Here is a 13,572-nt window from a genome sequence, read left to right on the forward strand (position 1 = left end):
GCAGTGTTTTTGTATCAAATTCTTACTTTGGGATAAAAAGGGTTAAATTGATGATGAGGAAAGTCAAGAAACAGACAAGGCTTGCACTTTTTGGTGTTTTAAAATGTCGGTAATAGCTTCGCTTGACAGTCTCATCAAATCCGTGGGCGTACATAGCTTCCACATAGGAATCTCGCCAGTTGAAAGCGATAAAAATTGCTTTGATATAAAAGATTGGTGACCAGAAATGCAAGGTTTTATCTCGCAAGAGACTAGCTTCGCGAACAGCTTGGATTTCTTTTTGAATAACTGGAATAGCGTTTAAGACAACGAGCAGCCCGTAGGTAAAATGACTCGGAAGTCCTTTTTGATGCCAGTAGCGCAAGAGTTGATTGAGATTGACGCCGTATAAAAAGGTCATTCCCAGAGCCGCTAAAGCAAAAGAACGTGTAAAAAGAACAATCGCTTGACTTTTGTCACCGTGAAGCTGAATAGCCCAGAAATTTGCTAACGCCGGAAGTAATGGCAGAAGGAACACCCAGAGAATGCCCCACCATTTCCTAATATAAATAAGGTAGGTAAGTGTTCCTGCGACAATAGTGCAGTTGAGCCATGTTAATCGGACAAAGGAAATTTCTAGCGTCAATACAATGAGAAGGAGCAAGAGTGCTAGGACATTTGTTTCTTCTTTTTTCATAGCGCTCTCCTTTCTGTCAGCCCGTGAGACGTCAGCTCTACCAAATGATCACTAATGCCGTCTAATGGCTCTAAGCGATGAGAAATGATAATAAAGCTCTGTTGTGCAGCTTTTTCCTTAATCCAATTAGCAAAAAAATCACAGGCTTTTTTATCTAAACCAGTAAAAGGCTCGTCCATGAGTATGACAGGGTTTTCCAAGGTCAGGATAGCCAATAATTGAATGATTTTTTTCTGTCCGCCGCTCAAGTGGAAAAGACCAGAATCCATTTTGTCCTCTAAGCCAAATAAATCCAGGGCTTCTTGTACCTTTGCTTGGTTTTCACTGGAAAGAAAGGGCAGGTTTAATTCCTCTGCGGGGGTCGTCCGAATGAATTGCTTTTCAGCATCTTGAACAACGGCAGTAATATGGCGATATAACTTCTTGTTCTTCTTAATTTTTCGGCCCTGATAACGCATGCTACCTTTGTATTTTTGCAATTGCAAAATGGCACGAAAGAGAGTGGACTTGCCGACACCGTTAGCTCCGATGAGAGTTGTAATACCTTGTTGAAAAGTAAAGTCCTCAATTGTAAAAAGTATTTTTTTGTCAAATTGACAGGAAACATGCTGTAATTGTAAGAGAGGGTTTCGCTGGGTATTTTCGCGTGCCAGCTGATAGCTTGGGAGTTCCTTTTTTAAAAGAGCTACATCTCGTTCAAAAATTTCCCCATTTTTTAATTCAACAAGGCAGTCGACATAGTCAGCATAGAGGCTACGATCATGGTCACATAAAATAACAGTCTTCCCCATTTTTGTCAAATCTGCTAGTAAATGAATCAAGCGCTTGCGTGCTATTTGATCGACAGAAGCAAAGGGCTCGTCCAATAGAATAATCTGCGAATCCATAGCCAACAGAACCGCCAGAGAGACTTGTTGCTTTTCTCCACCAGATAAGGTCAGAAAGTCTCGATGAAGCAGGTGCTCTACTTTGCCAAGTGCAATCGCATGCTGGATTTTTTCATCAATCTGGTCAGCGGGTGTCTGGAGATTTTCCAAGGTAAAAATCAATTCTTCATAAAGAGTTGGCATGGTGAATTGACGGCTTGGATTTTGAAACATCATGCTGAGGTAGGTGACTCGTTTATGAATAGGTAAATGAGATAGTAGTGTATCACCTAGTTTGACCTCTCCAGAGAAGTCTAGTTCGTTGAAATTCGTTAAAATCCGAAAAAGGGTTGATTTGCCAGCACCGGTATCGCCAATTAAGAGTGTCATTTTGCCTGTTTCAAAGGCGAAGGTTAAATTTTTAAAGACATCTCTAAAATAAATGTGCTCTAATGCTAGTTTCATCTTATTTACCAGCAGCTTGGTTAATCTTGTCGTAAAGATTCATAATGATTTTAACCAGAACAGCACAGAAGAAGAATACCGAAAGAAAACGAACAACAAACAATGCTAAAACAAACTCGGGTTTGAAAGCATAATAACCAATTTTAAAATATTCATAGGCAAAGCTCAAAAAGGTCGTACCAATGGCGCTATAAGTCAGAGCTAACCAGTCGTAGCATTTGTATCGCGTCGCCGCAAAACCAAGCTCACTACCAAAGCCTTGAATGAGCCCAGAAATCAAAGTGCTCATGCCAAATTGGCTACCATATAGTACCTCTGCGAGGGCTGCAAGCGCTTCTCCAATCGTGGCGCTACCAGCTTTGCGAATGAGCATAGCTGACATAGGAGCAGCCATGCACCAAAGTCCGAACAAGACTTCATTGGCGAAAGGCTCCAAACCTGCTGGTGCTAAAATAGCTGTTAAAATGTTGTAAAGAAAACCAGAACCAACAAAAATCCCACCGAAAAGAATAGCTAAAAGAGCTAAGAGGATAACATCTCGTAAACTCCATTTTTCAAACATAAAAAACTCCTTCTAACAAAGCAGATGAGGAGTTTTGGCGCAACAAAATAAAATCTAATCACATAAATGATTAGAACGGTTTGGTCTTTCTTATACATTTCCCTGCGGCAGCATTAACTGCATCAGGTTCCATGGGTATAATCTCAGCCTCAGCACCCCAAATGTTCTTTGCTTTTTATTATGTTGCTATTCTAACATCTATTTTCAAAAATAGCAAGCAAAGGATTTTCAAAAATTTTGATGTATACGGCTGTCATAGCCTTAAACTATATTAAATCATAAAATGTTAAACGACACGCGATGAAATCAACGTTTAATATATATATATATATATATATGGAATCTAGCTATAGTTTTTAACTATAACAAATTCCTGGAAATTCCAATTATACAGAGCTTAGATTTTCTGTTAAGATAGTGTCAACAAGAAATTTTGGAGGATGACTATGTCAACTACGATTATCGGCTTCCCACGTTTGGGAGAATTCCGCGAATTAAAATTCACCATTGAAAAGTACTTTAGGAATGAAATTTCAGCTCAAGAGCTCCTGGCTACTGCCAAGGACCTGCGCGCCAAACACTGGAATATCGTCAAAGAGCACGGGATTACTGAAGTGCCGTCCAACGATTTTTCTCACTATGATAACGTTTTGGATGCTGCCTTCCTCTTCAACGTAGTGCCGCCATCTGTGCAAGGTTTGGACCTGACGGACCTGGAGCGTTATTTTGCTCTGGCCCGCGGCTACCAAGGAGAAAAAGGTGACGTCCGTGCCCTGCCGATGAAAAAGTGGTTCAACACCAACTATCATTACATCGTTCCAAAATTTGAAAAAGACACTGAGGTCAAACTGGTCGGTCACAAGATTTTTGACGAATACCAGGAAGCCAAGGAGCTGGGTCTGGATACCCGTCCGGTCCTGGTAGGTCCCTTCACACTCCTGCAGCTGTCCGACTTTGAAGAAGGGGTAGAACCTGCCCAGTTTGTGGATGCCCTGGCCAAGGCCTATCAGGAAGTCTTTGCCAAATTGGCCAACCTTGGTGCCGGCTGCATCCAGCTGGATGAGCCTGCTCTGGTCAAGGATCTGTCTGCCGAAGAGAAGGCCCTCTTCCTGGCCCTTTACAAGAAGCTCCTGGTGGATAAAAAAGGCCTGGAAGTCCTGATCCAAACCTACTTCGGCGATGTTCGGGATATCTACTCTGATTTGATCGAACTGCCGGTTGATGCCATCGGTCTGGATTTCGTCGAAGGCAAGAAAACCCTAGAGTTGGTCAAGTCCGGCTTCCCGGCCGACAAGACCCTTTATGCCGGGATTGTCAACGGTAAGAATATCTGGCGCAATAATTATGAAAAGAGCCTGGCTGTTCTGGAGCAGATTCCGGCTGAAAAGCTTGTGCTGACCAGCTCCTGCTCCCTGCTGCATGTACCTTTCACCACAACCAATGAAGACTTTGAAGAAGCCATCCTCAAGCACTTTGCCTTTGCGGTGGAAAAGCTGGATGAGATCCGGGACCTGGATGCCATCCGCAATGGTGGCGGTGCAGAAGCCCTGGTGGCGAATAAAGAACTCTTTGCCACTGAGCGTGTCGGTCAAAATGCTGAATTGGCAACTCGTATCGCTGGATTGACCGATGCCGACTACACTCGCCTGCCGGCCTTCGCAGAACGCGAAGCCATCCAGAAGGAAGCCTTCAAACTTCCGGCCCTGCCGACGACAACCATCGGTTCCTTCCCTCAGACCAAGGAAGTTCGGGCCAAGCGCCTGGCCTTCCGCAAGGGTGAGCTTTCTCAGGAAGACTATGATAAGTTCCTGGCTGAGCAGATCGACGAATGGATCAAGTGGCAGGAAGAAGTCGGTTTTGATGTTCTGGTTCACGGGGAATTCGAGCGCAATGACATGGTAGAATACTTCGGTCAAAATCTGTCCGGCTATCTCTTCTCCAAGAACGGCTGGGTGCAGTCCTACGGTATGCGTGGGGTGAAACCGCCGATTATCTGGGGAGATGTAACCCGCCTCAACCCGATTACTGTTAAATGGTCCAGCTATGCTCAAAGCCGGACTGACAAGCCGGTTAAGGGAATGCTGACGGGACCTGTAACCATCCTCAACTGGTCCTTCCCACGGGAAGATATTTCCATCAAGGACTCTACCCTGCAGATTGCCCTGGCCATCAAGGACGAAGTTCTGGACCTGGAAGCTGCCGGCGTTAAGATTATCCAAATCGATGAAGCTGCCCTGCGTGAAAAGCTGCCGCTCCGTCGCAGCGACTGGTATGAAGACTATCTGGACTGGGCTATTCCGGCCTTCCGTCTGGTCCACTCTACCGTTGCACCGGATACGCAGATCCATACCCACATGTGCTACTCAGAGTTTACCGATATTATCCCGGCCATTGACAACATGGATGCGGATGTTATCTCCTTTGAAGCCAGCCGCTCCAACCTGGAAATCCTGGATGAGCTCAAGGTCAAGAACTTTCAGACAGAAGTGGGACCTGGAGTTTACGATATCCACTCTCCTCGTGTACCAAATGAAGAGGAAATCGACCACACCATCGAAGCCATCCTGACCAAGGTGCCGAGCCGCAAGGTCTGGATCAATCCTGACTGCGGTCTGAAAACGCGTGGCATTACTGAAACCAAGGCCAGCCTAGTCCGCCTGGTAGAGGCAGCCAAGGCAGCGCGTGAAAAACTTTAATCAAAAAATAAGAGCTGACAGAAGGGAGGGCCTGCCCCTGCCCTTGCTGTCTTAGTAAAGGAATTGTGAAACATGTCTAGCCAAAGCCCGTCTATCTCTTTTGAAATATTTCCTCCCAATCCAGCAGTAGGCAATGAAAAGATTATGGTGGCCCTGAAGGAAATGCAGGACCTGGCGCCTCATTTTATCAGTGTCACAGCGAGTAATAATAAGTTCAATATCGAAGAAACGACGGTGCGTCTGGCGGACTTTATCCGCAATGACCTGCACATCCCGACCATTGCTCACCTGCCTGCGGTTTATCTGACTAAGGAAATGGTTACAGAAACTCTGACAGCACTTGATAAGGTAGGTGTTCATAAAGTATTGGCACTCAGAGGGGATATCCTCCCTGATGTGGAGCCCCAAAAGGATTTCGTCTACGCAACAGATTTGATTGAGTATATTAAGAAAGAAGCTCCTCACTTTGAGATTGTGGGTGCCTGTTATCCAGAAGGTCATCCAGACTCGCCCAATCAAATCTCGGATATCCAAAATCTCAAAAAGAAGGTGGATGCCGGCTGTTCCAGCCTTTTAACACAACTTTTCTTTGACAATGAGAGTTTTTACGATTTTCAAGATAAATGTATCTTAGCAGGGATTGAGGTTCCGATTCATGCGGGGATTATGCCGATTTTAAACCGAAATCAAGCTCTTCGTTTGCTCAAAACCTGTGAAAACATTTATTTACCACGAAAATTTTGCTCTATTCTAGATAAATATGAACACGATCCAGAGTCACTTAGAGCAGCAGGATTAGCTTATGCGATTGACCAAATTGTTGACTTAGTCACTCAAGATGTGGCAGGCGTTCATTTATATACAATGAACAATTCCGATACTGCTCATCAAATTTATCAAGCGACGCATACATTTTTTGATAAGTAAGGATGTCCTGACCTTTGTTGTTCTGCAGTTGCAGCTAGAAACCTTAAAAGAGTGCTGAAAATGCGCTCTTTTTGGTTTTCTGATTGATAGGGAATATTAAGTGATGAAAGAATAGTATCAGCATTTATGGCTATTCTACAAGAAAGGGGTTACAAAAAAGGGTATAATAGAAGTAACGAAAGAACGAGGTGAATAAAATGACAGAAAAACAGTTTCCGAATGGTTTTTGTAGGGCGGTGCAACTGCTGCCAATCAGTATGAAGGTGGCTGGGATTTAGGTGGTCGTGGTCCGGCTACATCTGATACAGCCAAAGCTGTACGCCCTGAGGAACGTCAAAATATGGAAGGTTTTGCCGCACCCATGACCAGAGAAAAAGTAGAAGCTGCTCTTAATGATAAGGAAGGACTCTATCCTAAGCGCTGGGGCTCTGACTTTTATCATCGTTACAAGGAAGATATTGCTCTTTTTGCAGAAATGGGCTTTAAAACCTTCCGCCTCTCTATCGCTTGGAGTCGAATTTTCCCTAATGGAGACGATGTAGAGCCTAATGAAGAAGGGCTGGCTTTTTACGATGCGGTCTTTGACGAACTCTTGAAATATGGCATTGAGCCTTTAGTGATGTTGTCACACTATGAGACACCGATTCATTTGGCATTAGAATACGGTGGCTGGAAGGATCGCCGAGTTATTGGTTTTTTTGAGCGCTATGTGCGGACAGTTTTTGAACGTTATAAAAATAAGGTGAAATATTGGCTGACATTTAATGAAATCAACATTATGGGCATTTCTGGTTATGTTGGCGGTGGACTGCTTTTTGAAGACGGAAAACAAAATTTCCAAGACTTGTATCAAGCAGCACATCATTAATTTGTAGCTAGCAGTTTAGCAGTCAAAGCAGCGCGAGAAATCACCCCAGACTTCAAAGTCGGTATGATGTTTGCTCGTATGCAAGCTTATGCAGCAACTTGCAATCCTTTGGATGTTATGGAAGAAATTCAGCAGGACCATGAAAATCTTTTCTTCTCCGATGTACAGGCGCGCGGAAAATATCCAAGTTATGCTCAACGCTTTTTCAAACAAAATGGCATTGAGTTGAAAATCGAAGACGGGGACTTAGAATTGCTAGCGCAGTATTCGGTGGACTTTATGTCCTTCAGCTATTACATGTCTTCTGTAGCGCGTGCTAAAGGAACAGAAGAAGGTGAAAGAACTGCTGGTAATTTCTCAATGGGAGAGAAAAATCCTTATCTAGAAGTCTCTGATTGGGGTTGGCAAATTGATCCGGTGGGTCTGCGCATTACCCTCAATAAGCTCTATGACCGCTATCAAGTGCCACTTTTCATCGTGGAAAATAGTCTGGGAGCATTGGATAAGGTAGAAGCAGACGGCTCTATCCACGACAGCTACCGAATTGATTACCTCAAGGCGCATATTAAGCAAATGTACGAAGCGATTGAGGACGGAGTGGAGCTTATGGGTTACACGCCTTGGGGCTGTATTGACTTGGTTTCTGCTTCCACTTCTGAGATGAGCAAGCGCTATGGATTTATCTATGTGGATGCAGATGATGAAGGAAATGGGAGCTATGACCGCTCCCGCAAGGACTCTTTCTTCTGGTACCAGAAAGTGATTGAAACAAACGGGGCAGCAGCCTTAGAAGAATAGAAGGGTCAACAGATGATCAGAAAAATTATCTTTTTAGATGTAGACGGAACTTTGGTGGATTATGACAATCGCATTCCAGAATCCGCTATCCAGGCTATTCGTCAGGCGCGGGAAAATGGGCATTTAGTCTATGTTTGTACAGGGCGCAGTAAGGCGGAAATGCCTCAGGAAATATGGGCTATCGGTCTAGACGGTATGATTGGCGGGAATGGTTCTTATGTGGAGCATGAAGGTCAGGTCATCATGCATCAGTTGATTCCTTTAGAGGTGGAAAAGAGAGTGGTAGACTGGCTGCATGAGAGAGGATTGGAATTTTATTTAGAAAGTAACAACGGTCTCTTTGCTAGTGAGCATTTCCGTGATGCAGCGCGTCCGGTCATGAAACTTTATGCCAAGAAAAAAGGAAAAACAGATGCGGAAGTTGAACATCAAGAGGTTGAAGATGTGATGCACGGCATGGTCTTTGGTGGCGAGCTTTACCGAGATGATCTAAATAAAATCAGCTTTATTCTCACTTCTTATCAGGATCACTTGGACTCTAAGGAAGCTTTTCTATAGCTCAAGGCTGGTACATGGGGTGGTCGTGGAGAGGAAGCTCTCTTTGGCGATCTAGGAGTTAAGGATATTACGAAGGCACATGCGATTGATGTACTGCTAGAGCATTTGGGGGCGGAAAAAGAAGATACAATTGCTTTTGGAGATGCCAAGATTGACATTCCGATGTTGGAATATTGTCAAATTGGGGTTTCTATGGGTAATGGCGGCCCAGAAATATTAGCCATGGCGGATATGGTGACAGATGATGTGGCCGAGGACGGTCTCTACAATGCCTTTGAAAAATTAGAACTTCTTTAGAGGAATATTTTATGACAAAAACACTTTATTTGATGCGACACGGGCAAACTTTATTCAATAAACGGCATCGGATTCAAGGTTGGTGTGACGCCCCTTTGACGGACTTAGGAGTGTATCAGGCTCAGGTGGCTGGGCAGTATTTAAAAATGCAGGAATTACGTTTGATGCGGCTTACAGCTCAACATCTGAGCGGGCTTGCGATACCTTAGAAATTGTTACAAATGGTAGCCTTCCTTATCAGCGGGTTAAAGGACTCAAGGAATGGAATTTTGGAACCTTTGAAGGAGAAAGTGAGGACCTCAATCCTCCTTTGCCATATGAAGATTTTTTTGTGACCTATGGTGGAGAATCTCAAGATCAAGTTCGAGAGCGCATGGCTGCGACTATCCTACAGCTCATGCAAGAAACGAAAGGCAAGTCTGTTCTCATGGTATCTCACGGTGGTGCTATGGCCAATTTTGCACGTGCTTGGGAAGACAACTGGCGGCTGGATGACCTAGGTCACATGACCAACTGTGGTATTTTGAAGTTTACTTTTGAACATGACCAATTTTATCTGGAAGAAGCGATTGGGCATGACTTTAGTGGCTGGGAGGAAAAATGAAAGATTTATATCTAATGCGGCATGGTCAAACTTTTTTCAATCAAGAAGGGCTGGTGCAAGGAGTATGTGACTCACCGCTGACTGATTTAGGTATAGAGCAAGCCAAGCAAGCGCGAGCTTTTTTCGAGAAAAATGGCATTGAATTTTGGGGTATCTACTCTTCTACTCAAGAGAGGGCTTCTGATACCTTGGAAATTGTGACTGGTCGAACAGACTACACCCGTCTCAAAGGAGTGAAAGAGTGGAATTTTGGGCTTTTTGAAGCTCAGCCAGAAAGATTGCAGCCCAAGTTTCGAACTGGTGCGGTGTCTTTTGAAGATTTATACGTGCCTTATGGGGGTGAAGATGTGACTCAAGTAGGAGAACGCATGCTGACCACTCTGACAGAAGTCATGAAAAAAACGCCTGCTGTTGAGAATCCAACATTGGTCGTCAGTCACGGTGGCGCTATGTGGGCTTTTTATCTAAAAGTAGGCTATTTGCCTGATCCTAATATTTATTTCAGTAACTGTGCGATTTGTCATTACCAATATGAAAACGACCAGTTTCTGCTTCGACAAGTTATTGACCCATTGGCTAAAACAGTCTATAACTTGTAACGGCAACTTACTTGTTTTCACTTGATCTCTTATAGAGAAAATAGTATAGAGTGGCTGTTTAATAGTTGAATAAAAGAAAGAAAATGATGACCAAAACCATCATTTTCTTTCTTTTTATATGTAATTTTCTCAAATTTCCTTTTTCTGCAGGTGATTGCATTAGTAAACTATCCTGAACTCAAATATTTTACGAAAAATCTCGAAGAATTTTTCGAGATTTGCAATATTATAAAAGCTATTCTTCTGTTACCCACACGCTTCTGGTGAAGATCATGGAGAGTAGGGCGAATCCAGCAAGTCCTACTCCTACGTACCAGTAGGGGAGGTCCATTGTGGTGGAGCGTCCAGACAGGTTGACAATGCCGCGAAAGAGAACGCCCGTAGCAATGGTTGCAACCGCAGAATTCCAAAGATTGAGACTGAGCAGTGAAAGATTAGGGATGATTTTTTGAAAAATCAGAAGCACCATCCCTCCTATTAGTGGTACTCCAAAGAGATAATGTATATAGGCTGAAGTCTTCCCAAAGCTGAAGTGCTCATAAATACGACTGAAAATGAAGAAAAATACTGTGATTAAGGCATAGACAACGGCTGTCTTTTTGAACCGTTTTTTGCTTGCTTTAGTAACCGATGTAGACAATGTCACTCACAGCCCTTTCTGAAATCGTTCCGTTTGTCGTTGGTTTATTGACGACTTTTCCATTGAAGTAAAGAGTAGACGAACCACCGCCGTCCAGATTGTAGGCTGTTTTCACACTGTAAGACTTCATAACTTCTGCGAGTTCATAGAGAGAAAGTCCCGCGCTTTCTGAAGTTCGACCGTCTGATACAACGATAATATAGTGATTTTTGTCAATCATTCCAATAGCTGTACGCGGATTGGAAGACATGGATTGCCCTACTTCCGAATTGCTTGAAACTGCGATCTGACCATTTTCAACTAAAGTCGGACCAAAGGCAAGAAGGTTTACAACACCATTTTTAACCAAGTCTTCAGAAGAAACATCATTTTCGTAAACAATTCCGAAACTCCCATCTTTATAAATTGCTAAGTCACCATTGCTAGCATCTTCACGTACGATATTTCGATAGACGACACCGTTACGGATGACATAGCCAGTCGTGTTGGCTCCGTAGAAATCACCGTTGATAGCCAGAATGGCATTGTTATTGGCTGCTGTAACCGAAGTCTTAGCGGTTACGTTATTTCCATATGTATTTTGTGCTAGAGCAGTTTTAAGATATTTGGGGGAGCTGACCGTAATATCTGCAATGTACACTTTTGTGTTGCTGACGTTTTTTGTAGTTAGGTTAATGCAAACATTATCGTCCTTATAGCTTGTATTTGTCTTTGTCGCATTTGTTGCTGTTTTAGCATTTGTTGTGCTCGTTGAGTTAGAAGAACTTTTGACTGTTGTAATGGCCTCTGACAGAACAAAAGTTTTTAACATGGAGTAGGTAAACGCCCCTGTCAACAACATACCAAAGAGACTAGCATAAGCATAGGATTTTTTGAAAAACTTCATGATAAAGTATGCGTCCTTTCTTTGAAAATAATTTTTTTTTGAACGAGCCAGGATAGGCAAAAGAGCAGTGATCCGACAATGATTTTAACAATCAGCAAATTGAGACCGAAAACGGCGTAAAATAGTCTGATCAAAAGGGTGTCGAGGATAAACAAGCCCAAGGCTAGCCCGAAATAACCAGTCCCTGTTTTGGCAACACTGTCTTTATTTTTAAAGACCAGTTTTTTATTTGTGGAATAATTGACAATTGAGCTCGTGACACGAGCTACTCCATTTGCCAGTAAAATTTTGAGACTAGTTGGCACCGCAGTAAGCACCAAAAGGGCTAGAGCATAGACGATATAGTCAATCAAAAAACTACTAATTGAAGAAAGAGCAAATTTAAACATATCTTTGTAAATCATGAAACCGTCGCGTATTGGTCTAAAGTGAGAAGCTTGATTGTCATTGATATAAATGGTTTCAATTGGAACTTCGCTGATAGGATATTTTGTAGAAGCAGATAACAGCATATTCATTTCATATTCATAACGCTGCCCTTCAATCTCCAACATAAATGGAATCATATTGGTTGTAAAGCCACGAAGTCCGGTCTGAGTATCTGTCACAGAAACACCAGTCTGTCGCTGAAACAGGAATCGTGTTACTTTATTTCCAAAAGCCGATCGTAAAGGGACCTTCCCAGAAAAAGAACGAACTCCCAGAATTAAGTGGTTGGGGTTTTCTTGAGCTTTTTTGCTCACGCGAAAAATATCCCATACGTTGTGTTGACCATCTGCATCAGCTGTAACTACTGTCCCATATTGTCCTAAGGTATCAATATAAGTAAAAGCGTTTTTCAATGCCTGTCCTTTTCCTTGATTGCTTGGATAGTATAAAATGGTGGCACATTTCTGAGCTTCTTGAAAAATCGAATTATAACTAGCTGGGCTACCGTCATTAGCAACAACGACGTGAAAGGAACTCTTTGCCTTCACCTTTTGCAAAAGATGAAGGAGATTGAGGTCAGGTTTGTAAGCAGGAATGACTAAAAAATCCATGTGTGTACTCCTTTCTTAGACGAATGATAGAAAAGATACACATTAGTATAGAGATGCTAACTTAAAGCTAACTGATATCAGCTTTCTTTAAGGTTTTGGAGTAGGAAATGTAAAGAAAATGTACTAAAAAAGAAGATATTAAAGAACGTTTCAAAAAACACATACGGGTTTTTCTTGCTATTTCCCAGAAAGTTTAGTATAATAGTTGTCCGTGAGTATCCCTCACTTACCCCTTTCAGTAGCTGGGGGTCATTAGACCAAAAGGAGGAAAAATCAATGGCTAAATACGAAATTCTTTATATTATTCGTCCAAACATTGAAGAAGAAGCAAAAAACGCTTTGGTAGCACGCTTTGACTCTATCTTGACTGACAACGGTGCAACTGTTGTTGAATCAAAAGACTGGGAAAAACGTCGTCTTGCATACGAAATCCAAGATTTCCGTGAAGGACTTTACCACATCGTAAACGTTGAAGCTGAAGACGCAGTCGCTTTGAATGAATTTGACCGTCTTTCAAAAATCAACGCTGACATTCTTCGTCACATGATCGTCAAACTTGACGCATAAGAAGGGTTACATATGATAAATAACGTTGTACTTGTGGGTCGGATGACCCGAGATGCCGAACTTCGCTATACTCCGCAAAATCAAGCGGTTGCAACTTTTACTCTTGCTGTCAATCGCAACTTTAAAAATCAAAGTGGCGAGCGAGAAGCAGATTTCATTAACGTTGTAATTTGGCGCCAGCAGGCAGAAAATCTTGCAAATTGGGCTAAAAAAGGAGCTCTCATCGGAATTACTGGTCGGATTCAGACACGTAACTACGAAAACCAGCAAGGTCAACGTGTCTATGTGACAGAAGTGGTAGCTGACAATTTCCAACTGCTAGAAAGTCGTGCCAGCCGTGAAGGTCAATCTTCTGGTGGCTACACTTCTAATAATTTCGGAAATTCATCATCCAACTTTGGGAACTCAACTTCTGCCAATCAAGTACCCAACTTTTCTCGTGATGAAAATCCATTTGGTAATACCAATCCAATGGACATCTCAGATGACGATCTACCATTTTAATGGACAAACAGAATAATGA

At 42.7% G+C, this 13,572-nt stretch carries 11 protein-coding genes, 3 pseudogenes and 1 riboswitch; of the genes and pseudogenes, 8 read left to right on the forward strand and 6 right to left on the reverse strand.

Translation table 11 applies throughout. The features are described 5' to 3' along the window. Window positions 1–22: 22 nt before the first annotated feature. Genes ANG_RS02350 through ANG_RS02360 form a run of 3 tightly spaced genes read right to left on the reverse strand, consistent with a single transcriptional unit; the run spans window position 23 to window position 2,569 of the window. On the reverse strand, window positions 23–676 hold the full coding sequence (locus ANG_RS02350) for an energy-coupling factor transporter transmembrane component T (RefSeq protein ID WP_003037783.1): 654 nt from the start codon (window positions 674–676) through the stop codon (window positions 23–25). Then, the gene (locus ANG_RS02355; protein ID WP_003037709.1) at window positions 673–2,007 is read right to left on the reverse strand and encodes an ATP-binding cassette domain-containing protein; all 1,335 of its coding nucleotides are present in this window, start codon (window positions 2,005–2,007) and stop codon (window positions 673–675) included. Before ANG_RS02355 ends, ANG_RS02350 begins: the two co-directional genes overlap by 4 nt. 1 nt (window position 2,008) lies before the next feature. Then, entirely contained in the window at window positions 2,009–2,569 is a 561-nt protein-coding gene (locus tag ANG_RS02360; RefSeq protein WP_003037798.1) for an ECF transporter S component, read from the reverse strand. 82 nt (window positions 2,570–2,651) lie between these two features. After that, a riboswitch (TPP riboswitch) is annotated at window positions 2,652–2,739 on the reverse strand. 276 nt (window positions 2,740–3,015) lie between these two features. Between ANG_RS02360 and metE the strand changes: the two genes are divergently transcribed. From metE to ANG_RS02390, 6 genes and pseudogenes are all read left to right on the forward strand, one after another. Next, complete coding sequence (gene metE, locus ANG_RS02365; protein ID WP_025271615.1) at window positions 3,016–5,265, forward strand: 5-methyltetrahydropteroyltriglutamate--homocysteine S-methyltransferase; 2,250 nt, start codon at window positions 3,016–3,018, stop codon at window positions 5,263–5,265. A gap of 72 nt (window positions 5,266–5,337) precedes the next feature. After that, entirely contained in the window at window positions 5,338–6,192 is an 855-nt protein-coding gene (gene metF / locus ANG_RS02370) for a methylenetetrahydrofolate reductase [NAD(P)H] (RefSeq protein WP_003037682.1), read from the forward strand. Window positions 6,193–6,389: 197 nt separating this feature from the next. Further along, window positions 6,390–7,858 (forward strand): annotated as a pseudogene (locus tag ANG_RS11085) (glycoside hydrolase family 1 protein). A gap of 12 nt (window positions 7,859–7,870) precedes the next feature. Further along, window positions 7,871–8,713, forward strand: a pseudogene (locus tag ANG_RS02380) (Cof-type HAD-IIB family hydrolase). Window positions 8,714–8,724: 11 nt separating this feature from the next. Next, window positions 8,725–9,317: pseudogene (locus ANG_RS02385) on the forward strand (histidine phosphatase family protein). Continuing rightward, window positions 9,314–9,916, forward strand: coding sequence for a histidine phosphatase family protein (locus ANG_RS02390; protein WP_003037675.1), 603 nt, complete (start codon window positions 9,314–9,316; stop codon window positions 9,914–9,916). The pseudogene ANG_RS02385 and the gene ANG_RS02390 overlap by 4 nt, the downstream one beginning before the upstream one ends. A 235-nt stretch (window positions 9,917–10,151) precedes the next feature. On the opposite strand, the gene ANG_RS02395 is transcribed toward ANG_RS02390, so the two are convergent. From ANG_RS02395 to ANG_RS02405, 3 genes are read right to left on the reverse strand one after another with little or no spacing between them, the layout of a single operon-like run. Beyond that, window positions 10,152–10,562 carry a hypothetical protein gene (locus tag ANG_RS02395; protein ID WP_020999821.1) on the reverse strand — a complete coding sequence of 137 codons (411 nt, stop codon included), beginning with the start codon at window positions 10,560–10,562 and terminating at the stop codon, window positions 10,152–10,154. Then, window positions 10,537–11,442 (reverse strand): phosphodiester glycosidase family protein, encoded by a 906-nt coding sequence (locus ANG_RS02400; protein ID WP_025271616.1) that lies wholly within the window; start codon window positions 11,440–11,442, stop codon window positions 10,537–10,539. Before ANG_RS02400 ends, ANG_RS02395 begins: the two co-directional genes overlap by 26 nt. Beyond that, on the reverse strand, window positions 11,439–12,482 hold the full coding sequence (locus tag ANG_RS02405; protein WP_025271617.1) for a bifunctional glycosyltransferase family 2/GtrA family protein: 1,044 nt from the start codon (window positions 12,480–12,482) through the stop codon (window positions 11,439–11,441). Before ANG_RS02405 ends, ANG_RS02400 begins: the two co-directional genes overlap by 4 nt. A gap of 276 nt (window positions 12,483–12,758) precedes the next feature. On the opposite strand from ANG_RS02405, the gene rpsF reads away from it, so the two are divergent. Both rpsF and ANG_RS02415 read left to right on the forward strand, forming a co-directional pair. Further along, window positions 12,759–13,049, forward strand: coding sequence for a 30S ribosomal protein S6 (gene rpsF, locus ANG_RS02410; protein WP_003026325.1), 291 nt, complete (start codon window positions 12,759–12,761; stop codon window positions 13,047–13,049). 12 nt (window positions 13,050–13,061) lie between these two features. Further along, window positions 13,062–13,553, forward strand: coding sequence for a single-stranded DNA-binding protein (locus ANG_RS02415; RefSeq protein ID WP_003026323.1), 492 nt, complete (start codon window positions 13,062–13,064; stop codon window positions 13,551–13,553). The last annotated feature ends 19 nt before the right edge of the window (window positions 13,554–13,572 follow it).

It is taken from the genome of Streptococcus anginosus subsp. whileyi MAS624, from assembly GCF_000478925.1.
In the GTDB taxonomy this organism is placed as follows: Bacteria; Bacillota; Bacilli; order Lactobacillales; family Streptococcaceae; genus Streptococcus; species Streptococcus whileyi.